This is a genomic window from Hypericibacter adhaerens (assembly GCF_008728835.1).
Classification (GTDB): domain Bacteria; phylum Pseudomonadota; class Alphaproteobacteria; order Dongiales; family Dongiaceae; genus Hypericibacter; species Hypericibacter adhaerens.
This window is the reverse complement of sequence record NZ_CP042582.1, coordinates 1453670-1475621: the sequence shown is the minus strand read 5'-3', so window position 1 is coordinate 1475621 and position 21952 is coordinate 1453670. Positions and strand designations below refer to the sequence as shown.

Below are 21952 nucleotides of genomic sequence, written 5' to 3'. Positions count from 1 at the left end.
GCGCTGGATTGTTCGGATTCGCGCCTCATCGCCTCCATCCGACTTCCTTCCCAGCCTGCCCCACCCGTGGGGCCAAGGCGTCTGCTTCCGCGCACCTCACGCGAAACACCGGAATCGCAGTAACGTAAATCAATCACCCCAGCCTTGCCGCCTCGCTATGCAAAGGTGGCACGCTATGTTCGAATACGAACACGGCCGCTCAACGAAAGTTGAATTCACCCCAAGCCCGGTCCGGGCCATAAGGCGGCGCGCGGCAATCGGGGATGTTCGCGAATGGACCTCTTGGAGCGGGACACCCATCTCGAGGCGTTGCATGGCTGGCTGGAGGATGCCTCGGCCGGCGGCGGTTGCATCGTGCTGGTGTCGGGCGAGGCCGGCATCGGCAAGACCTCGCTGCTCCGGCGGTTCGTGGACGAGCAGCGCCAGGCGTCGCGCGTCCTCTGGGGCGGCTGCGAGGCGCTGTTCACGCCCCATCCGCTGGCGCCGCTCTATGACATCGCGCGCCAGGCCGGCGGGGAATTCGCCAAGGTGATCGCTGCCGCGTCCCAGCGCGAGGCCGTCTTCAACCTCACCATCGAGCATCTGGCCCGGACCGCCGCGCCCACGATCCTCATCTTCGAGGACGTCCATTGGGCCGACGAGGCGACGCTCGACCTGATCAAGTTCCTGGGCCGCCGGCTGCAGCGGCTCGGCGTGATGCTGATCCTCAGCTACCGCGACGACGAGCTGGGGACGCTTCATCCGCTGCGTTCGGTGATCGGCGACCTGCCGCTGGGTTTCGACCGCCGGCTGCATCTGCTGCCCTTGAGCGGGGCGGCGGTGGCGGCGCTGGCCCACGCCGCCGGATGGCCGGCCCAGCGCCTGCACGAGCTCACTTGCGGCAATCCCTTCTTCATCACCGAGGTGCTCGCGGCGGCGGACAAGGTGCCCGACACCGTCCGCGACGCGGTCATGGCGCGCATGACCCGCCTCTCCGCGCCCGCCCGCGCCGTCGCCAATCTCGCGGCGCTCGTTCCCGGCAAGGCCGAGCGCTGGCTCCTGGAGGGGATCCTCCCCACCACGGCCGCCCTGCTTGAGGAATGCCTCGCGGTGGGCATGACCACCCTGCCCGACGGCGCGCTGGCCTTCCGGCACGAGCTCGCGCGCTGCGCCGTCGAGGAATCGCTGCCGCCGCCGCAGCGCCAGGAGCTGCATGCGCGCATCCTCGAGGCGCTGCTGCAGCGTCCCGGCAGCGAGATCGCCGCGGCCCGCCTGGTTCACCATGCGGATCGGGCGGGCGACACCGCCGCGGTCCTCCGCCATGCGCCGCTGGCCGCGGCACGGGCCGCCTCGCTCGGGGCCCATCGCGAGGCGGCGGCGCATTATGCGAGCGCCCTGCGCCATGCCGTGTCGCTGCCGAACGAAACCCGCGCGCAGCTTTTCGAGTGGCGGTCCTACGAATGCTACCTCACCGACCAGATCGCCGAGGCGATCGAAGCGCGCGGGGCCGCGCTGACGCTGTGGCGGGCCGGCGGCAACCGGCTGAAGGAGGGAGACAGCCTGCGCTGGCTGTCGCGGCTCTCCTGGTTCAACGGGCAGAAGGCCGCCGCCGAGCGCTACGCGGCGGAGGCCGTCGCCATCCTGGAGCCGCTGCCGCGGGGCCGCGAACTGGCCATGGCTTACAGCAACAGCGCGCAGCTCGCGATGCTCGCGGGCGATGCCGGGCCCGCGCTCGAATGGGGACGGAAGGCGATCGCGCTCGCCACGGCGCTGGACGATACCGAGATCCTGAGCCACGCGCTGAACAATGTCGGCACGACGAAGCTCATACAGCTGGATGCGGGCGGGCTCGAGGATCTGAACCGCAGCCTCGAGCTGGCGCTCGCGGGCGGCTACCAGGAACATGCGGCGCGGGCCTATTGCAACCTCTCCAGCACCGGCTTCCGCATTCGCGACTTCGACCGCGCCAACCGCTATTTCAAGGAGGGGATCGCCTATTGCGAGAAGCAGGATCTCGATTCCTGGGCGCGCTACATGATCGCTTTCCGCGCGGCGACGGCGCTGGCGCAGGGCGACTGGGCCCAGGCTGCCGAGGACGCGCAGGCGGTGATCGAGCATTCGCGCGTGGCGCCCGTCACCAAGATCCCGGCCCTGGTGGCGCTGGGCCGTCTGCGCGCGCGGCGCGGCGATCCCGGCGCCGATTCGGTGCTGCAGGAGGCCTGGGACCTCTCCCTGCCGACCGGCGAGGTGCAGCGGATCGGCGCCGCCGCCGCCGCGCTGGCCGAAGTGGCCTGGCTCGAGGGAAGCCCCCAGCGTGCCCTGGCCGTGCTCCGCCTGAGCGCGGCGCTCGCGCGCGAGCATCCCGACCCCTGGATGAAGGGCGAGATCGCCTTCTGGAGCTGGCGCTGCGGCGATCCGGCGGAGACGGCCAACGACATCGCGGCACCTTTTGCGGCGCAGATCGCCGGCGATTGGCGCGCGGCGGCGTCGGGCTGGGCGGCGATCGGCTGCCCCTACGAGCAGGCCATGGCGCTAGCGGACAGCGAGGAGGAAGACGAGCTGAGAGCCGCCCTCGACATCGTCGAGCGGCTGGAGGCGGCGCCGATGGCCGGCATCCTGCGACGCAAGCTGCGCGCCAGCGGCGTGCGCGGGATCTCGCGCGGCGCGCAGGAACGCACACGGCAGAATCCACTGGGCCTGACCAACCGGCAGATGAAGGTCCTGGCGCAACTGGCCCAGGGCGGGCGCAACGCGGACATCGCGCGGCGCCTCTTCATCTCCGAGAAGACCGTGGATCACCACGTTTCCGCGATCCTCGCCAAGCTCGAGGTCCGCTCGCGCGGCGAAGCGGCCGCGGCCGCCTATCGCCTGGGGCTGTGGGCTCCCGAAAATGGGGAGCGCGTCGCGAAAAAATAGGGAGGTCTCCCGATGCCCCGCTCGCGCGCGCCGATTAGCTTGCCCATCGCCGGAACATCCCCGGCGGCAACGCAAGGACAAGCACCATGCCCCGCTACGTGATCGAACGCGAGTTTCCCGACGGGCTCAACATCCCCGTCAACAAGGACGGCGCGAAGACCTGCCTCAACGTCGTCGGCAACAACGCGACCGACGGCGTGACCTGGATCCATTCCTATGTCAGCCTCGACAAGAGGAAGACCTTCTGCGTCTATGACGGGCCGAATCCGGAAGCGATCCGGCGGGTCGCGACCCGCAACGGGTTGCCGGTGAACCGCATTTCCGAGGTCCAGGTCCTCGATCCCTACTTCTATCACTGAGCAGGATCGCGGGATCTCCCAAGCGCGGCGCAGGGGCCCCCAAGCCCTCCTCGCCGCGGCCGCCGGTGCCGCGATACCGGCACGTTCAAGGCGGCTTTTCAGGAAGATCGGCCACCATGACCATCACCCCACCCCCGGCGGCGCGGCCGGCGGCCTGCCGGCCGCCGGATCGTCGGCCCGATCCGCCGCCCACGATCTTCGATCCGATGCTCACCTTCGTGGAGGGGCGCGTGCTTCCCGGTGCCCTGATGCAGCAGCTTGCCGAAGCGAGGCTGGAACCGCCGCCGAAGGACTGGGAGCAGGCGCAGGAGGATTGCAGTTCCCGCCGCCGCGAGGAGCCGCCACGCGCGGGTGCGGCCGCGCTTTCGCACCCGGCACCGAACGCGGCCGCGATCGCAATGCGCCGTCCCTGGGACTGGCTGCGGCTCTTCGGCGGTTTCCCGGTCCTGCCCCTGCGCCCGATCGGCCGCTTCCTCGCGCGCCTGCGGTCCTGGGGGGAACGGGCGCGCAGCCCAAGGCAGCTTCACGGCCTGAACGACCACATGCTGAAGGATCTGGGCCTGTCGCGCGCCGACCTGGAGCGCGAGGCCTCGAAATGGTTCTGGCGCGACTGACCCGAATCCGACCACCACCAGCGCCATCCCTCGCGCGACCGGCAGGCGCGCCGGCAGCCTGCCGATCCGCCTCGAGCATCGCCTGGCCGTCTGGCCGGCGGGCTCGGCCGTTCGCCGGTCGAGCCCGCCGGTGCCGGCCGTGGCGGGGAACGGCCGGGTGGTTACATCGCCCTGACGCTGAGCAGGAACTGGTCGACCTGCTTCTCGAGGCTCGCCGCTTGCTGCGACAGCGCCTGGGCGTTGGTGAGCACATTGCTCGAGGAATGGCCGGATTCCTGCGCCGCCTGGGTGACGCCGGTGATGTTGACCGAGACTTCCTTGGTGGCGGCCGACTGCTCCTCGACCGCGCTCGAGATCGAGGTGCTGATCTCGCTGACCTGGCCGATGATCTGCCCGATCTCCTTGATCGCCGTCGCGGTGGTGTGGCTCGATTCCTGGATCCCGCGGATCTGCTGCTCGATCTCCTCCGTCGCCTTGGCCGTCTGGTTGGCCAGCGACTTGACCTCGGAGGCGACCACGGCGAAGCCCTTGCCGGCCTCGCCCGCGCGGGCGGCCTCGATCGTCGCGTTCAGCGCCAGCAGATTAGTCTGGCTGGCGATGGCGGTGATGATCTGCGTGACCTCGCCGATCTTCTGGGCCGTCGCGACCAGATCGCTGACCATCTGCTCGGACCTCTTGGCCTCGGTCACCGCCGTGCCCACCACGCGCGTCGATTCCGTGATCTGGCGCGAGATCTCGTTGACCGAGCTCGCCAGCTCTTCCGAGGCGGCCGAGACGGTCGAGGATTGCTGGCTGGTCTGCTCCGCGGCCGCGGCCAGGGTCTGCGCCGTCGCCTGCATCTCCGTCGCCGACGCCGAGACCTTCTGCACCAGGCTCTTCACGCCGGTCTCGAACTCGTTCGCCAGCGCCGCGTTCTGCTCCTTGCGCTTGGTGATGTCGGTGGCGAACTTCACCACCTTCCAAGGCCGGCCGTTGAGATCCATCACTGGGTTGTAAGTCGCCTCGATCCAGATCTTCCGCCCGCCCTTGCCGAACCGCAGATACTGCGCGGACTGGAATTCGCCCCGGCGCAGCGCTTCCCAGAACTGGCGGTACTCGGCGGTGTCCTTGTAACCCGGCTCGACGAACATACTGTGATGCTTGCCCTTGATCTCCTCGAGGCCGTAGCCCAGCGTCTTCAGGAAATTGTCGTTGGCGGTGATGATGGTGCCGTCCATGTTGAACTCGATCACCGCCTGCGAACGGCCGATCGCCTCGACCTTGCCGATCAGGTCGGCATATTCCGCCTTCTGCCGGGAGACGTCGGTCGCGTATTTGACCACCTTGAAGGGCCGCCCGCGGCGATCGAGCAGCGGGTTGTACGAGGCCTCGATCCAGACCTCCTTGCCGCCCTTGCCGTAGCGCTTGTATTGCGCGGCCTGATACTCGCCGCGGCCGAGCCGCTCCCAGAACTCGCGATATTCGGCGCTCGCCTTGTAGGCCGGATCGACGAACAGGCCGTGATGCTTGCCCCTGATCTCGTCGAGCGTATAGCCCATGGCGTTCAGGAAGTTCGCGTTGGCGGTGACGATGGTCCCGTCCATCTTGAACTCGATGACCGCTTGCGACTTGTCCAGCGCCGCGAGCTTGGCGGCCGCGTCGCCGCCGAAGACTGAAGACAGCATTTCAGGATTCCCCCCGTGAACGTCCGTTGCCGGCCCGCGCTTGCGATGACGCGGATCCGAAGATGCGCCGAAGACACGGCTCTCGCCCGATCGAGCGCGAAGGATCGAATAGCCGGCTATGGCGCGAGGCGCATGATATGATTCGAGTCCTAACCGGAGGTTTATCGGGCTGGTCGCCGAAGCCGCAAAACGTCGGGCGGAAATTGAACAGCGCCGGCCGTGTTGAATCGAATCGCGGCACGAGAACATGGAATACATGGTTATGTTGCCGTCGGCTCGGAGCGTTCCGCCGGCGCGCCTCATGAACGATCTTTCATGTTCCCTTGCGTCCGGCAGGAGAGGACGGCTCTGCCGGCGAGGAATTCCGCCGCTCCCCGAGCCTCGCCGAAGCTGCCCGCCAGGGGGCAATCTGGGTAAAGAATCATCTTGACCGGGACCCCCATGAAACCTGATGGTCCGGTCAGGGGAGAGCTCTTGCCGGCCTGCGAGTTGACTATCGCAGTCCAGCCCAGAGCGTTGGACTAAGGGTTTGGACCCGAGAGAGGTGCATCGATACCGACCGCAGCCGGGCAATAGCAGCCCGGGGCGCCAAACGCCCTGGGCGGAAGTAAGAACAGGAACCGACTGCGATGAAATATGCACTTCTCGGCACGACCGCGCTGGTCGCCGCCGGACTGGCCACGTCTCACGCCCAGGCAGCGCAGGGCGTACAACTGGGGATCGAAGGCTATTACGCCGGCGCCGCGGGCCTCATCCTCGACCAGGATGACGGCACCGGCGATCCGGGCCAGCACACAAGGGACGTCGTCTTCCGCCAGGAGGTCGAGGTCCATTTCACCGGCTCGACCACCCTCGACAACGGCCTCACCGTGGGCGCTGAGATCCAGCTCTCCGGCCAGCAGTCCGACGACCAGATCGACGAGGTCTGGGCCTATTTCAAGGGCGGCTGGGGCCAGATCCGCTTCGGCGACGACGACGACGCCTCCGAGCAGCTCAGCTACCTGATCCCCACCGCCTCCAACATCTTCGGCGTCGACTCGCCCTCCTTCGAGTTCTCCAACAACCATGCCGGCTTCACCAACGGCGTGTTCCAGACCAACACCACCGTGCTGGACATCTCCGACGACGCCACCAAGGTGATCTATTTCAGCCCGACCTTCGCCGGCTTCAATTTCGCCGTTTCCTACGCGCCCGATTCCGGCAACCAGGACAGCTACTCCTATTGGTCGGGGCCGGGCGGCACCAGCTTCAGCAACGATCCCGGCGATATCCAGGACGTGTTCTCGGCCGCCCTCAATTTCGAGCCGGAGTTCGACGATGTCAGCCTCGCCATGGGCATCGCCTTCTCCGAGGGCCAGTGGGAGAACACCGGCGGCGTCGGCAATGTCGAGACCACCTGGGGCGTCACCGGCCATGTCGACGTGACCTTCTCCGGCTTCACTGTCGGCGCCAACGCCACCTTCCGGGACAACTGGCAGAGCGCCAGCGGCGCCGACTACTGGGTCGCGGGCATCGGCGGCACCTACAACTGGGACGCCTGGACCGTCGGCCTCGCCTGGTCGCACGGGGACTACGAATACTTCAACAGCGGCAGCTCCTCCGACACGATCGACATCGTCGAGTTCACCGGCCGCTACGACATCGGCCCCGCCATCTCGCTCGACGCCATGGTGGGCTACAACACCCTGGATGCCGGCAACGGCACCGGCCACAGCGACGACGACACCTGGGAGGCCGGCGTCGGGTTCTATATCGGCTTCTGAACCCGCCCCATCTGACAGTTCGGAACTTCGAGGGCGGCCTTCCGGCCGCCCTCTTTTTATGCCGCCGCAGCGGTCTGCCTTTCATTTCTGTAATTCAAATTCCCGCCATAAACGCAGGGTCTAATCGCCGCCGGGACAGAGTCGGGACGACGTCGCCGGCATGATGCGAAACAGACAGGACCGGGCCTAGCCGCATGCTGCGCCGTCCGATGCCCGGCTCCGCCGGCACCGCCGCTCTGCCGGGCCGTCCGGCGCTGGCGACATCCCTCAGGATCGCCGCGGCCTTCGCCCTCGCGACGGCGCTCTTCCTGGCGCCGGCGCTCTGGAACGGCTTCCCGCTGGTCTATTACGACAGCGTCGATTACGTGCAGCTGCCTTTCACCGGGCAGATGCCGATCTATCGCACGGCCGGTTACGGGCTGGTCACGATCGCGGGCCGGCTGGCGCACAGCCTCTGGGCCGTGCCGCTGCTGCAATCGGCTCTCGCCGCCTATGTCCTTTACGAAACCCTGCGACGGTTCCTGCCGCAGGATGCGGAGGCGGCGCTGGTCGCGGTGTCGAGCCTCCTGCTCCTGGTCACGGGCCTTCCCTGGTTCACGGCCGAGATCATGCCGGATGCCTTCACCGGCATCCTCGTCCTCGCTTTCGCGGTGCTGGTTTGCGACGACGGTCAGATCGGCTGGGGCCGCCGGACCGCCCTGGCCGCGACCCTGGCGCTCGCCATCGCCGTCCACAGCTCCCATGCCGCCATTGCCGGCGGGCTCCTCCTGTCGCTCTTCCTCGTGAGCCTCGCCGCGCCCGGCCTCTGGCCCGGGTTGCACCGGCGCCTGAGGCTGCCGCTCCTCGCCTTCATGATCGGTCTGGCGCTGGCCGCCGGCGCCAACGCCGTCGTGACCGGGCGGGTCTTCCTGCTGCAGGACAATGCGGTGCTGACGCTGGGCCTGTTCGTGCAGGACGGGCTGGCCGAGAAATATCTGGACCACGCCTGCGGCAAGCCGAAGCCGAGGCTGCAGCTCTGCGCGGCGCGTCACCGCCTGCCGCACAATGCCAACATGTTCCTCTGGCACGACCATGATTTCGACCAGCTCGGCGGCTGGACGGGGATGCAGGGCGAGGCGCGCAAGATCGTCCGTGGCGCGATCAAGGCCTATCCGCTGGCCTACCTCTGGGATTCGCTCCAGCTGACGGCGCGCCAGTTGGTCATGCTGAAGACCGCCGACGGGGTGGCGCCGATGCGCTACCTGATCGGCGACGCCATCGCCCGTCATTATCCGAAGGAGGCGGCCGCCTTCCTCGCGGCCCGTCAGCAGCGGGGCACGGCGTTCGGCTGGCTCAACGCGATCCAGGCGCCGATCCTTATTCTTGCGAGTGCCGCCCTGCCGATCCTGCTCTGGCTCGCCTGGCGGCGGCGCGACCCGGACGGCGTGCTCCTGATGGCGATCCTGACGCTGTCGCTTCTGGGCAACGCCTATGTCTGCGGCGCGCTCTCCAATCCGAACGACCGCTATCAGAGCCGCATCGCCTGGCTCGCGGTCCTGGCGCTCGTGATCGCCTTCGGCCGGTGGCGCCGAGGCGATCGGCCCCGCCCCGTTCCTGCCCCGGATTTTCCACGAGATCGGGCCCCCTGACGCTTGCCAGCGGCGGACGCCGGTCCATCATGATTCGGGTCGCGTCCTTGCGACGCATGGGTGCACGGGGGCTCGAAGGCCGGGGCTTTCAGAAGGATAACAAATGATGGCACGCCTACTCGTCGTGGCGTTCGCGCTCGCCGCCACTCTCAGCCTCGCCGGCTGCAGCTGGGGCACGCGCTATCAGGCCTGGGGCTGGGTCGACAACAATTGCAGCGGCAACGGCGGCATCCACAGCGATGCCTACTGCGCCGACTATGTGAAGGGGCCGTAGCGGCCAACGGCAACCGGCCTCGTCGGACGGCCGGTCCCGGATCCTCGCGAGGCCCGAAAAACGCCGCTTGGGCGTCGCGCGAGAGGGCGTTCGCGGCTCAGGGAACGGCAGGAGGACAGGAACAATGGCACGCATCTTCGCTTTCGCGACCCTGCTCGCGGTCGGCTTGGGTCTCGCGGCCTGCGCCAAATACGAAGCGGCGCCGTGGGTCGACAACAATTGCAGCGGCAATGGCGGCATCCACAGCGATGCCTACTGCTCCGGTTACACCAAGGGGCCGTGATCGCCGCCGACGGTCGCCGGGCCCGCATGAAAAACGCCGCCCCGGAGGTCCGGGGCGGCGTTTCCGCTCGAGCGATGCCAGGTCTGATCAGGCGGCGTAGTGATTGAGCTTGGTCAGCAGGTAGTCGAGGTTGTCCTGCCCGATATCCTCGAACTGAGTCAGGATGCGCTCGATCATGCGGCAGATATAGCGGCGGCGGTCCTCGTCGCGCGCGTCGACTTCGTTCTCGCGCACCACGTCGACCGCGACGCGGAAGGCCGGATAGAGGCGCTCGGGCAGGCCGGAGCGCAGATAGAGCGACTTGAGGCCCAGCGTGCCGTCGTCATGGATCAGCATGCGGGCATTGACGATGGGCGTGCGGGCCAGCACCGACATGGCGGCCTCGAAGAAGGCCACGTCGCCCATGCAGAGCGCGCGCAGCAGCAGCGACGGCGTCAGGCGGCCATGGAGCTTGAGGTGGCGGCAGAGCTGGATCACGTCCATCGACTCGCCGCCATGCGGCAGCAGGCTGACGGTGGCGCGCTCGCGGCTCTCCAACACCAGATCGACCGCCACCGACGGCGGCAGCTCGTGATGCGAGACGAGATAGTCGCGCAGCGTCTCGGACACCACCGCGACCAGGCGCTCGGCCACGGTCAGGGGCAGCTTCTCGCGGCGGACCAGCGAGCTCTGCACCTCGGCATTGTCCTTGTACTGGTCGACGACCTTGGACAGGTGGTTGTCGTTGAGATCGGCGCCCTTGTTCGAGACCAGAGTCGCGACCGCTTCGGGATTCTTGCTGGCGATCAGCGCGTCGGCGAGCTTCGCCGAGACCGCGGCGCGGCGCGCGATCGCGGTCTGCTTGGCGCCGCTGGAGCTGCGGACGATCGCGACCAGATCCTCGTCGGTGAGGATCGAGGAGAATTCGAGGATCGGCAGCGCCACCTGCTCGACATCGCGGGCGAGCGCCTCGGCGACGTCGTGCGGCAGATGCTTGCTGTGCTTCAGGTTGCGCGACAGCGCCTCGCGGACCCGGATCGCCGCGTCCTGCGCCATGACGCGCACGATATCGATCGCGAGCTGGCGCTCGTTTTCGGTCAAGCCGTCGGCATCGACCTGCTCGGCGAGCTTGGCCGCCGTGTCGGCGCGCGCATCCTCGGACGGATCGGTCAGCAACCGCGCGACATCGGCCTGCGAAAGTGTCGTGGTCATGAACCCTGCCTTCGACGGGTACCGCTTGTCGGGCGGTACGCTTCGCCTGGAAACTCAGGGGATTGTCGCAAGAGGCTGGTTACCAGCCCGTTAAACGCGGGGGTCGGAGAAGGTCGCACCCCGCCCTTCCCGGTGCCTCATCAAAATATTGATTCAGCTCAATAAATTCAGAATATCCGGCGATGCGCGCCGCCCGCCGGCATGGCGGCACCCCGTGAGCGGCCTGTGGACGATCCGGATCCGGGCCTGGCGCTCAGCCGGCCTGACCGGCCGGCAGGCTGCGCAGGGCCCGGTCGATGGTCCGGCCCATGCGCTCGACGATCTCCTCCACCTCGCGATCGGTGACGGTGAAGGGCGGCGCCAGCACGACATGATCGCCGCGCCGGCCGTCGACGCAGCCGCCGCTCGGATAGCAGACGATGCCCTCGCTCATGCCGGCATCGCGCAGCCGCGCATGGAGCTTGAGGTCCGGATCGAAGGGCCGCTTGCTGGCGCGGTCCTGGACCAGCTCGATGCCGAGGAAAAGGCCGCGGCCGCGCACATCGCCGACATGGCGGTGGTTGCCGAGCCGCTCCTCGAGCCCCTGCTTCAGCCGCTCGCCCTGGCGCCGCACATTGGCGAGAAGGTCCTCTTCCTGGATCGCGCGCTGGACCGCGAGCGCCGCGGCGCAGCCGACCGTGTGATTGAGGTAGGTATGGCCGTGCATGAGCGCGCCCGATCCGCTCTCGATCGCCTCGACCACGCGCCGATGCGCCATCACGCCGCCGATCGGCTGATAGCCCGCCCCCAGCCCCTTGGCCATGGTGAGGATGTCGGGCACGACATCCTCGGCCTCGCAGGCATAGAGCGTGCCGCAGCGGCCCATGCCGCACATGACCTCGTCGAGGATCAGCAGCACGCCGTGGCGGTCGCAGATCTCGCGGATGCGCTTGAAATAGCCGGGCACGGGGGGACAGGCGCCCAGCGTGGCGCCGACCACGGGCTCGGCGATGAAGGCCGCGACATTCTCGGGCCCCAGCTCCCGGATCGCCCGGTCGAGCTCGTCGGCGGCGCGCCGGCCATAGGCCGCTTCGGTCTCGTCGCTGCGTTTCTCGCGATAGGGGTAGCAGGTCGCGATATGGCGCACCTCCATGAGCATCGGCGCGTAGGTGGCGCGCCGGGCGGGGTTGTCGCCGACCGCGAGCGCGCCCAGCGTGTTGCCGTGATAGCTCTGGCGCCGCGAGATGAAATGGCGGCGCTGCGGCTGGCCCTTCTCCAGGTGATATTGCCGCGCCAGCTTGAGCGCCGCCTCGGTCGCCTCCGAGCCGCCGCAGACGAAGAACACCTTGTCCATGCCGGCAGGCGCCGCCTCGACCAGCAGCGCCGCCTGGCGCTGGACCGCCTCGATCACCTTGGGATGGCTGTGGCCGAGGCAGGAGACCGCGGGGCCGCCCGAGGCGTCGAGATAGCGCCGCCCCTCGGAATCGACGATCCAGATTCCCTCCCCGCGCATCGCCTTCGGCAGCGTGCGATGGAACTCGCGCGCGAAGACGCGACTGGCGGAACGGGTCGAGGCCTTGTCCGGGCTCATGATGGCAATGCTCCTGGAAGTCGGACGCCCGGAGCCGGGCGCCCTTCGTCGCGACCGGGAAGGATCAGGGCGCCGGCGCGCTGTCGGTCGTCCCCGACGATTCGGGCGAGTTCGGAACCTGCTCGACCCCCTGGATGCCCTGCAGATCGCCCGACGGCGCCCGCAGGGTGAAGACCACGATCTGCTTGATGACGCCGCCGAGCGCCTCGTCGAAGGCGTCCACCACGTCGGTGAACTTGGTGCCGGCCGCCTTGGCGCGCCGGTCCGCCGTCATGGAGGCGATGATGCGCCGCTCCGGCAGCTTCACCAGCCGCGCGATCATCTTCACATGGATCTCCGGGACCGGATCCGCGTCCCGGTAGTTGGCCTGGAACTCGCGCAGGTCGGTCTTGAGGAGATAGTCGGGCCGGAGCCCGATCGCCTCGCGGCCGACGCCGACGATGGCGCCCGAGTTCTGGAAGGAGTCGATCATCAGGGTCTGGACCATCGACGGCGCGTTGTCGGTCCAGGCGGCCTTGGCGAAATACTCGACCTGGTAGGGATTGCGCGAGAGGGCCACGCGCGCGGTGTCGATGCCGGCCGCGGCGATCGGCTTCTCGACCACGAGCTGCCAGTCGACCTTGGGCGGCGGGTTCTGGAACGTCGTCTTGGGCGAGAGCGTGTATTGGTCGAGCGGCGTCGAATATTGCGAGAGCACGCCGCAGCCGGCGAGCGGGAGAAGGGTCATGCCGCCCAAGGCGCGCAGCAGCAGGCGGCGGGAGGCCCGCGCCTTCGATGCGGTCAGCAACGTCATTGCGCCTCGTATCCTTTCTGCCGGTCGCCGAACAGGAAGCGCGCCGGATCGCGCTCGAACTGGGTTGAAATGCGGGTGAGGGTCGCGATCAGCGTGCGCATCTCGCTCGCCATCTGGGTCAGCTCGTAGAGGCCCGATTGCGCGAAATCGTTCAACGGGCGGCGGTTCTCGGCCACCAGCGCGTCGATCTGGTCGGCGGCGGCGCTGAAGGATTTCGTCATATGCTGGATGTCCTGCAGCGTCTTCTGCGTGTCGCCCGAGATGCCGCTGACCTCCGTGTTGAGGTTCTTGACCAGGCCGCGCATGTCGGTAGCCATCGAGCTGATCTCCGAGGCGGCGCTGTTCGCGTTCTGGATCAGCGCCTCGACGCTCTGCCGGTTCTGGAGGAACGCGTCGGTGATCTGCTCGAGATTGCCCAGCGTATCGCCGATCGCCTTCTGATTGCTGTCGTTGAAGAGCAGCGTCACGCGATCGACGAGCTGGGTCGCATGCTCGAGCAGCGCCGGCGCGCCGGCGAGCAGCGCCTCGAACTTGCCGGGGGCGCTCGGGATCTCGGGATAGGGCGTCAGGTCCGTCACCTTCATCCGCTCGGCGCCCTGGGTTCCGCCCTTCAGCAGCACATAGAGCACGCCGGTGATGCCCTGGGCCTCGAGCGAGGCGACGGTATCGGTCACCACCGGGGTGTCGGGCGAGACCTGGATCGTCACGCGCACGAAGATCGGATTGTCCGGATCGATGCGGATGTCGGTCACGCGGCCGACTGTGACGCCGCGATAGCGCACGGGCCCGTCGACGGAGAGGCCGGTCACGTCCTCGGCGAAGCGGATCGTGTAGTAGGCGTAGGTCTGCTGCGCGCTGTTGAACTTGGTGATCCAGATGACGAAGGCCGCCATGGCCGCGATCAGAACCAGGACGAAGAGGCCGACGGCGATGTGATGTGCGCGGGTTTCCATGTGAGATCCGGTCGGTGTCCGCCCCTGTCGATATCAGCCGATGCCGGCGGCGCGTGAGCGCGGCCCGTGGAAGTATTCGCGGATCCAGGGATGGGAATCCGCCAGCATGTCCGCCATCGTTCCGACCTTGATCTTCTTGTCCACGAGGACCGCGATACGGTCGCAGATCGCATGCAGGCTGTCCAGATCGTGCGTGACCATAAACACCGTTAATCCAAGGCTTTGCTGGAGGTCCCGGATCAGCGTGTCGAAGGCCGAGGCGCCGATCGGGTCGAGGCCCGCGGTGGGCTCGTCCAGGAACAGAATCTCGGGGTCCAGCGCCAGCGCCCGGGCGAGGCCCGCCCGCTTCTTCATGCCCCCCGACAGCTCCGACGGATACTTGCCGGCCGCCTCGGCGGGCAGCCCCACCAGCGAGATCTTGAGCGCCGTCACCTCGTCGACGAACTTCCGCGGCAGGCGGGTATGCTCCTTCAGCGGCAGCTGGATGTTCTCGGCGACGGTGAGCGAGCTGATCAGGGCCCCGCTCTGGAACAGGACGCCCCAGCGCTGCTGCAGCGCCTCCCATTCGCGCTCGCTCATCGCCGCCGTGTCCTCGCCCAGCACGACGATCCGGCCGGCATAGGGGCGATTGAGGCCGATGATGGTGCGGAGCAGGACGGACTTGCCCGTGCCCGAGCCGCCGACCACCCCCAGCACCTCGCCCTTGCGCACGTCGAGATCGAGCCCGTCATGGACGATCTGCCGGCCGAACCGGTTGATCAGGCCGCGGATCGAGATGACCGCGTTCGCCTCGGCGGGGGCCACATCCGGCTGCTGCTTGTTGTGCGCGCGCGCCATCGCCCGCTCAGATCCCGAGATAGGAGAAGAGGATCGAGAACACGGCGTCGAACACGATCACCAGGAAGATCGATTCGACGACCGATTGCGTGGTCAGCCGCCCGACGCTTTCGGCGCTGCCTTTGACGCGCAGGCCCTCGAAGCATCCGACCATGCCGATCACGAAGGCGAAGACCGGCGCCTTGGACAGGCCGACGAGGAACGTGTTGAGCGTGACCGCATCGTTGAGGCGGTGCAGGAACTGCGCCGGCGAGAGATCGACCAGGAGGCAGGTCATGAGGCCGCCGCCGAGAATGCCCATGAAATCGGCGAACACGGTGAGCAGCGGCACGGCGATGACCAGCGCGAAGATGCGCGGCAGCACCAGCGCCTCGATCGGATCGAGCGCCATGGTCCGCATCGCGTCGATCTCTTCGTTGACCTGCATGGTGCCGATCTGGGCGGTGAAGGCGCTGCCCGAACGGCCGGCCACCATGATCGCGGTCAACAGGATGCCCATCTCGCGCAGCACCGAGACGCCGACGAGATTGACCGTGAAGATCTCGCCGCCATATTGGCGGAGCTGATCCACGCCCTGATAAGCCAGCACGATGCCGATGAGCACCGTCAGCAGCCCTACGATCGGCAATGCGTTCAGGCCGACCTGCTCGATATGACTGACGAGCGCCGTGAAGCGGATCCGGCCGGGGTGGGTGACGACCCGCACGATCGCGGTCATGATCGCGCCGAAGAAGGCGATCATGTCGACCGCCTGCTGGAAGACGGCAATGGTCGCGCCGCCGATCCTGGCGACGAAGGCGAGCAGTCCGAACCGCTCGCGCGGCGGCAGCTCCGCCGGCCTGCCGGCCTTGCCGACGCGCGCCATCAGCTTGGCCAGGGCCGGCTTGGCCCCCGTCACCTCGAGCGTGGCGCCGGCGGCTTGGAAACGGGCGACGGTCCGGGCGATCAACCAGGCGCCGGCCGTGTCGAGCGCCTCGAGCTGCGACAGGTCGAGCACCGCCCGCCCCCGTGCCGGCAGGGCTTCGAACTCCGCCACCAGCGGCACCAACGTGGCCGTCACCAACCGGCCCGACAGTTCGAGCCGCAAGCCGTCGCCTTCCCCGCTTTTCTTCAGGCTTGCCTGTTGCGCCATGCCCGTCGGCAATCGCTCCCCCCGCACACTCGACGCCCTCGACCGCGCGGTGCTGGTCGCCCCCCCGCGTCCGTCCCCCGACGTGGCCCCGACTATAGTCATCGGCGCCTCGAAAGCCATGCCCCCCGTGACCTCGCGGCCCCGTCCGGCTAGCATGCCCGGCCCGGCCGTTCCTTCGCGAACGCCCCCTTTTCGCCAGAGAGCCTGCCTCAGGAACCGATGACCGATCCGATCTTGATCAAGGACCATATCCGCCAGATCCCGGATTTCCCCAAACCCGGCATTCTCTTCTACGACATCTCGACGCTGCTGGCGCATGGGCCGGCCTGGCGCGCCACCGTCGACCGGCTGGCCGATGCGATCGGCAAGATGCGCCCCGACAAGCTGATCGGCATCGAATCGCGCGGCTTCCTGGTGGCGGCGCCGGTGGCCTATCGGCTGGGCTGCGGCTTCGTGATGGTGCGCAAGCGCGGCAAGCTGCCGGGCAGCGTGATCCCGCACAGCTACGAGCTCGAATACGGCACCGACACGGTCGAGATCCAGACCGACGCGGTGAAGCCCCATGAGCGCGTCGTGGTGCTCGACGATCTGCTGGCCACGGGCGGCACGATGCGGGCGGCGATCGAGCTGCTGCGCAAGGTGGGGGCGGACGTGGTGGCCGCCGCCTTCGTGATCGAGCTGAACTTCCTGGGCGGCCGCCATCGCCTCGACGTCCCCGTCACCTCGATCGTCAGCTACGATCATTAATCTTTGAATTCAAAGGATTTTATTCGCCTCCGCCAGGGTGCCGGCGCGGGACGCCCGCAGCCTTGGCGTTAATACTTCATTCAGCATGATTTACCCAGAATGACAGGCCACGCCCGGATGGCTGATTCGCGGGCGTAATCCCGATGCCGATTGGAACTGCACGGCCGTTTCGGCGGTCGGTCGCGGCGTCCGCCAATCGGCACGCCAGCCTGGGAGTCGAAGCGCGTTTCCATGGAGCTCCTGCCGTCCACCGAAGTGATCGCCACGGCCGCCGCTCTCGGCGCGATCATCATGGCGGCGACCATGGCCTACCTCGCCTTTCTGCCGGCCGTGTCGCCGGCCATGGGCTGGTGGGCGATGGCGACCCTGGCCAACGGGACGGGCCTCCTGCTGCCCTCGCTCTGGAGCGACGCCACGGCCCGCCCGGCCGCCGCCGCGGGCCAGGCGGCCCTCGCCCTCTCCGCCCTCCTCATCTATGCCGGCGCCCGCCGCTTCATCCTCGGCTATGTCGAGCGGGAACGGCTCGCCCTGCTGCTCGGGCCGTTGCTCCTGGCCGCCATCCTCTGGGCCTCGGGCGCCCTGTCGGCGCCGCTCATTCCCGCCATTTCCGCGCTTCTCCTGCTGGCCTCGGCCTGGGAATTCGCCCGCGACTGGTATCGGCAGCGCGATCCGGTCGTGGGCATCGTGGCCATTCCCCTGATCGCCTGGTGCACCGTCGAATCCCTGAAGCTCGTCCTGGCGCCGGACCTGGGCCCCACGGGCCCGCTGCAGTGGATCGGCCAGCTCGCGGGCCTCGCCACCGGCGTCCTGGGCACGGCCGCGGTGATGCGGCGCAGCACCACGGCCGCGGTCGAGCAGGAGCTGCAGCGGGCGCTCGACAGCCTGCAGCTCCATGAACGCGAAGAGCGCCTGCGGCTCGCGGTCGAGAACGAGCGCTCGCGCCTGCTCGAGGTCATGGAGGGCGTGCCGCAGGCGGTCGTGCTCTATGACCCGCAGGACCGGCTGGTGTTCTGCAACTCGAACTTCAGCCGCATGTTCCCCCAGACCCGCGACCTGCACAACGCCGGCACCACGTTCGAGATGCTGGTCCGGGCCGGCATCGAGCGCAGCACCTATGCCGGCGATCGCCAGCAGATGGAGCTGGTGGCGCAGCGCCGCCTCCATGACCATCGCAACCCGCGCGGCCCCTTCGAATACAGCCTGAGCGACGGGCGCAGCATCCAGGTGGTCGAGCGCAAGACCCACGACAACTCGACCATCGTCGCCTACACCGACGTCACCGAATATCGGCGCCGCCAGGACGCGCTCACGATCATCGTCGGCAACCGCCCGGAAGGCGGCTCGCTGCTCGATGCGGCCGCCCAGGCGCTGGCCGTAGGTCTGGGATATCGCTGGGCGGGCGTCGCCGAACTCAGCCGGGATGGCCGCGAGGCGCGGATGATGAGCCTTTGGGCCGACGGGAAGCCGGGCATGCCGATCACCTTCGCGCTCGCCGGCACGCCCAGCGGCCATTGCTACGAGCTCGGCAAGACCCTGGTCATTCCCGACCGGGTGCGCGAGCTCTTCCCGCACGATCAGTGGCTGCAGGCGGGCGCCGTCGCCTATCAGGGCGCCATCTTCCGCGGCGAGCAGGGCGAGACGGTCGGCCATGTCTTCGCTTTCGACGACAAGCCCGACCTGCGCGGGCCCGAGGCGCATCCGCTCCTGAACCTGATCGCGCACTGGGTCGGCATGGAGCTGCAGCGCGTCTCGGCCGAGCGCCGCCTGATCGCGGCCAAGGAAACGGCCGAGGAGGCGAGCCGCGCCAAGACCACCTTCCTCGCCACCATGAGCCACGAGCTGCGTACGCCGCTGAACGCCATCATCGGCTTCTCCGAGATCATGCGCGACGAGCTGCTGGGGCCGCTCGGCAAGCCGCAATACAAGACCTATGCCGAGGATATCTGCCAGAGCGGTAGCCATCTCCTGTCGCTGATCAACGACCTGCTCGATCTGAGCAAGGCCGGCGCCGGCAAGATCGATCTCGCCGAGGAGGAATTCGAGCCGCGCAGCCTGATCGAATCCTGCCTGCGGCTGGTCGAGACCCGGGCGCGGCGCAACAATGTCCATCTGCAGAACATGATCGGCAGCCCGCTGCCGCGCATCTATGCCGACCGGCGCCGGCTGAAGCAGATCCTGCTCAACCTGCTGGCGAACGCGGTCAAGTTCACGCCGTCGCACGGCACCGTCACCGTGCGCACCCGCCGCGACGCCCAGGGCTTCCATATCGAGGTCGCGGACACGGGCGTGGGCATCGCCGCCGACGACATCCCGAAGGTGATGCTGCCCTTCGGTCAGGTCGACAGCGTCATCTCGCGCCGCGCCGAGGGCGTCGGCCTCGGCCTGCCCTTGAGCAAGGTGCTGGCCGAGCTCCATGGCGGCCGGCTCTCGATCGAGAGCCAGCTCGGCAAGGGCACCACGGTATCGCTGATCCTGCCGCCCGCGCGCGTCCGCACGATCCAGGCGGCCGAGTAGCCTCTCTCAATCCAGCGCCGCCGCCAAGCGCTCGACAAGGCCCAGCAAGGCCATGTCGAGCCCGCGCGCCATGACGAGCGACAGCCCCACCGGGCAGCCCTCGACCTCCGCCACCGGCAGGCTCGCCTGCGGCAGCCGCGCCATGCCCGCGAGGCAGGTGAGGCTCAAGGTGCGGTCGCGGAAGTTCTGTGTCGCCGCCGGCTCAAGCCCCTTGCGGGGCGCGATCGACGGCGCGGTGGGCAGGACCAGCACGCCCCCGCCCGCCAAGAGCCGCGCGAGGCCGAGCGAGACATGCTCGCGCCGCAGTGCCTCGCCTTGCGGCGGCAGGGCCGCGGTACGCTCGGCCCATTCGAAGCGGGCGGCGATCTCGGGCCCGAAGCGCGGCTTTACGCTCTTGATCCACGGGCCGTGCTGCGCCCAGATCTCGCGGGCCTGCAGCGTGCGGAAGCGCAGCATCAGCTGCGCGAGACCGCCCTCGTTGTCGCCCGGGCGCACCAGGGCCGGCGGCCCCAGCAGCTCCGCGAGGACCGCCAGCCCCGGCACCAGCGCCTCGCGCACCGCCTCGTCGGCGAGCTCGAATCCGTCGGCCATCAGATAGAGCCGCGAGGGCGAGACCTCGACGGCATCCGGCCCCAGCAGGATCTCGCCGATCCGGCGCAGCAGCGGCGCCTCGCGCGTGAACCAGCCCACCGTGTCGAAGCTCGGGGCCAGCGGCATGACGCCCGCGAGCGAGACGCGGCCATGGCTCGGGCGGATGCCGAAGAGGCCGCAGAGGGCGGCCGGAATCCGCACCGAGCCGCCGGTGTCTGATCCCAGCGCGAAATCGGCATCGCCGCTCGCCACCGCCGAGGCGGAGCCCGAGGAGGAACCGCCCGGGATGCGGTCGGGGCAGGCGGGATTGACCGGCGTGCCGTAATGGAAGTTCTCGCCCTGCAGGCTGTAGGCGAGCTCCTCGGTGATGGTCTTGCCGATCATGTCGGCGCCGGCCTCGAGGAGCTGCAGCACCGCGGTCGCGGTTTCGGCCGCGGGCGCGTGGCTCGCCAGCCAGTCGGGATTGCCGCAGCCGGTGACATGGCCGGCGATGTCGAAGATGTCCTTGACCGCCATGCTCAGATGCTCGAGCGGCCCGCCGCTGCGACCCGCGATGGCGCCGCAGCCATGCGGCACGAAGGCGCCCTGCCAGTCATGCGGGGAGGGCGAGCTGTCGGCGGTCGGCGTCATCGGTCATGCCTCGAAGATGTCAAGAAAGCGCGGCTGGCCGCGTGGCGCGGCGGGCCTTATCCTGCCCTCATATTGCGAAGTGGCGACGATGGCCGCAAGCCAGCTGAGACGAGCCCCATGAATGCCGACCGGATGCTCCTGGCGCAGATCAGCGACTGCCATGTGATCGAGCCCGGCCGGCTCTTGTTCGACCGCGTCGATACGGCGGCCCTGCTCGCGGCGGCGGTCGCGCATCTGAACCGGCTGCGGCCGGATTTCGTCTGGATCACCGGCGATCTCGTCGACAGCGGCGCGCCCGCGCAATATGCCCATCTGCGCACCCTTCTCGGCCCGCTGGACATCCCTTATGCACTGCTGCCGGGCAATCACGACGCGCGCGGCGCGCTCAAGGCCGCCTTCGCCGACCATGCCTGTTGGCCCGAGGGCGACGGCAAGCTCGACTATGTGATCGAGGGATTGCCTCTGCGGCTGATCGCCCTCGACAGCCTCGTCCCCGGCGAGGGCGGTGGCCGCCTCGAGGAAGAGCAGCTCGCCTGGCTCGACGCGCAGTTGCGGAGAGCGCCGGCGCGGCCGACCGTGATCGCCGTCCATCACCCGCCTTTCGCCACCGGCATTGCCGAGATGGACGCGATCAGCCTCGAAGGCGCGGCCGCGCTCGGCGCCATCGTCGCGCGCCATCCGCAGATCGAGCGCATCCTCTGCGGCCATCTGCATCGCCCGACCACGGTGCACTGGCAGGGCACCGTGGTGACGACGGCGCCCTCGACCGCGCATCAGGTCGCGCTGCGGCTCGGCCCGGCCGATCCCGTCTCCTGGGTCATGGAGCCGCCGGCCCTTCACCTGCACCGCTGGCAGAAAGGCCACGGCCTCGTCACGCATCAGAGCTATATCGGCGATTACGGGCCGACGACGCCGTTCGGGTGACTCTCTCGGCGCGATGCCGAGAGAGTCATGCCGACCCCCCGTGTCGCGCCTACGGCGCGACACGGGGGGTCGGACCCGGGAGCCAGGATGACGATGAAGTGCCCGGGGCGCTCGCTCCGATTCCTAGGTCGACGTCGAATCCGCCCCGTCCGGCTCCGCCGGCTTCTGCCGCGGGATAGGCGCGTCGTCGTGGCGGCGGCGGATGATGATGTTGCCGTTCTCGTCGATCACCGGCGCGTCATATTGCGGGATCTGCTGGATCAGAAGCTGGAGCGCCTGCATCAGCCGGTTGACGCCCTCGACCGCGAGCTGATCGGGTGTCTGCTGGGACGGTTCGTCGCCTTGCGCCTGCGCGGTTCCGACATACCCTGCGAGGGGTAGTGCCGCGGCGGCGAGAAAGGCCGAAAAGACCAGACCGATCATCGAGTTCCGCATAAACCCTCCCCTGGGACGGGGCTCGAGGGGCCAGCCCGGTTGACCCTCAATATGGGCCGCGTTTGGCTCCTTGTCAGCCCCCGCCCAATCGCTAGAGTGCGCGCCATCCGATCCATCATCCAGGCCCGGCAGCGCCGCCATCGGGCGCCATCGCC

The 21952-nt window shown here is 68.5% G+C and carries 19 protein-coding genes; 10 read left to right on the top strand and 9 right to left on the bottom strand.

Translation table 11 applies throughout. From position 1 onward, the window contains the following. Positions 1-273 precede the first annotated feature (273 nt). The 3 genes from FRZ61_RS06475 to FRZ61_RS26565 all read left to right on the top strand — a co-directional run bounded on the left by FRZ61_RS06475 (position 274) and on the right by FRZ61_RS26565 (position 3868). Positions 274-2895 carry an ATP-binding protein gene (locus FRZ61_RS06475; RefSeq protein ID WP_151115864.1) on the top strand — a complete coding sequence of 874 codons (2622 nt, stop codon included), beginning with the start codon at positions 274-276 and terminating at the stop codon, positions 2893-2895. Between the two features lie 86 nt (positions 2896-2981). Next, positions 2982-3254, top strand: a complete 273-nt coding sequence (locus FRZ61_RS06470) for a DUF4242 domain-containing protein (protein WP_151115862.1) — start codon at positions 2982-2984, stop codon at positions 3252-3254. Between the two features lie 116 nt (positions 3255-3370). Then, a complete protein-coding gene (locus FRZ61_RS26565; protein ID WP_225309150.1) occupies positions 3371-3868 on the top strand; it encodes a DUF1127 domain-containing protein in 498 nt (165 codons plus the stop codon). Positions 3869-4029: 161 nt separating this feature from the next. Here the strand turns inward: FRZ61_RS26565 and FRZ61_RS06460 are convergent, their stop codons facing one another. Continuing rightward, on the bottom strand, positions 4030-5532 hold the full coding sequence (locus tag FRZ61_RS06460; protein WP_151115860.1) for a methyl-accepting chemotaxis protein: 1503 nt from the start codon (positions 5530-5532) through the stop codon (positions 4030-4032). A gap of 629 nt (positions 5533-6161) precedes the next feature. On the opposite strand from FRZ61_RS06460, the gene FRZ61_RS06455 reads away from it, so the two are divergent. The 4 genes from FRZ61_RS06455 (at position 6162) to FRZ61_RS26355 (ending at position 9480) form a co-directional block, all read left to right on the top strand. Then, positions 6162-7295: a porin gene (locus tag FRZ61_RS06455; RefSeq protein WP_151115858.1), complete on the top strand. Its 1134-nt coding sequence runs from the start codon at positions 6162-6164 to the stop codon at positions 7293-7295. Positions 7296-7489: 194 nt separating this feature from the next. After that, positions 7490-8923 (top strand): hypothetical protein, encoded by a 1434-nt coding sequence (locus FRZ61_RS06450; RefSeq protein WP_151115856.1) that lies wholly within the window; start codon positions 7490-7492, stop codon positions 8921-8923. A gap of 106 nt (positions 8924-9029) precedes the next feature. Then, positions 9030-9197, top strand: a complete 168-nt coding sequence (locus FRZ61_RS26360) for a hypothetical protein (protein ID WP_191909326.1) — start codon at positions 9030-9032, stop codon at positions 9195-9197. A 124-nt stretch (positions 9198-9321) separates the two neighbouring features. Further along, positions 9322-9480, top strand: coding sequence for a hypothetical protein (locus FRZ61_RS26355; protein ID WP_191909325.1), 159 nt, complete (start codon positions 9322-9324; stop codon positions 9478-9480). A gap of 87 nt (positions 9481-9567) precedes the next feature. On the opposite strand, the gene FRZ61_RS06445 is transcribed toward FRZ61_RS26355, so the two are convergent. The 6 genes from FRZ61_RS06445 to FRZ61_RS06420 all read right to left on the bottom strand — a co-directional run bounded on the left by FRZ61_RS06445 (position 9568) and on the right by FRZ61_RS06420 (position 15956). Further along, positions 9568-10671: a DUF2336 domain-containing protein gene (locus tag FRZ61_RS06445; protein WP_151115854.1), complete on the bottom strand. Its 1104-nt coding sequence runs from the start codon at positions 10669-10671 to the stop codon at positions 9568-9570. Positions 10672-10924: 253 nt separating this feature from the next. Next, positions 10925-12241: an aspartate aminotransferase family protein gene (locus tag FRZ61_RS06440; RefSeq protein ID WP_151115852.1), complete on the bottom strand. Its 1317-nt coding sequence runs from the start codon at positions 12239-12241 to the stop codon at positions 10925-10927. A gap of 64 nt (positions 12242-12305) precedes the next feature. Next, the gene (locus FRZ61_RS06435; protein WP_151115850.1) at positions 12306-13034 is read right to left on the bottom strand and encodes an ABC-type transport auxiliary lipoprotein family protein; all 729 of its coding nucleotides are present in this window, start codon (positions 13032-13034) and stop codon (positions 12306-12308) included. Then, a complete protein-coding gene (locus FRZ61_RS06430; RefSeq protein ID WP_151115848.1) occupies positions 13031-13987 on the bottom strand; it encodes an MlaD family protein in 957 nt (318 codons plus the stop codon). Before FRZ61_RS06430 ends, FRZ61_RS06435 begins: the two co-directional genes overlap by 4 nt. Positions 13988-14020: 33 nt before the next feature. Further along, positions 14021-14824: an ABC transporter ATP-binding protein gene (locus FRZ61_RS06425; RefSeq protein ID WP_151115846.1), complete on the bottom strand. Its 804-nt coding sequence runs from the start codon at positions 14822-14824 to the stop codon at positions 14021-14023. A 7-nt stretch (positions 14825-14831) separates the two neighbouring features. Further along, the gene (locus tag FRZ61_RS06420; protein ID WP_151115844.1) at positions 14832-15956 is read right to left on the bottom strand and encodes an ABC transporter permease; all 1125 of its coding nucleotides are present in this window, start codon (positions 15954-15956) and stop codon (positions 14832-14834) included. A 231-nt stretch (positions 15957-16187) separates the two neighbouring features. Here FRZ61_RS06420 and FRZ61_RS06415 point away from each other — a divergent pair, with 231 nt between their 5' ends. Continuing rightward, on the top strand, positions 16188-16703 hold the full coding sequence (locus FRZ61_RS06415; protein WP_151120719.1) for an adenine phosphoribosyltransferase: 516 nt from the start codon (positions 16188-16190) through the stop codon (positions 16701-16703). 231 nt (positions 16704-16934) lie between these two features. After that, entirely contained in the window at positions 16935-19217 is a 2283-nt protein-coding gene (locus FRZ61_RS06410; RefSeq protein WP_151115842.1) for a sensor histidine kinase, read from the top strand. A 6-nt stretch (positions 19218-19223) separates the two neighbouring features. On the opposite strand, the gene FRZ61_RS06405 is transcribed toward FRZ61_RS06410, so the two are convergent. Continuing rightward, positions 19224-20438: an amidase gene (locus FRZ61_RS06405; RefSeq protein ID WP_151115840.1), complete on the bottom strand. Its 1215-nt coding sequence runs from the start codon at positions 20436-20438 to the stop codon at positions 19224-19226. A gap of 117 nt (positions 20439-20555) precedes the next feature. On the opposite strand from FRZ61_RS06405, the gene FRZ61_RS06400 reads away from it, so the two are divergent. Then, complete coding sequence (locus FRZ61_RS06400) at positions 20556-21362, top strand: phosphodiesterase (protein WP_225309149.1); 807 nt, start codon at positions 20556-20558, stop codon at positions 21360-21362. Positions 21363-21485: 123 nt separating this feature from the next. Here the strand turns inward: FRZ61_RS06400 and FRZ61_RS06395 are convergent, their stop codons facing one another. Continuing rightward, positions 21486-21938: a hypothetical protein gene (locus FRZ61_RS06395; RefSeq protein ID WP_151115838.1), complete on the bottom strand. Its 453-nt coding sequence runs from the start codon at positions 21936-21938 to the stop codon at positions 21486-21488. Positions 21939-21952: the final 14 nt, after the last annotated feature.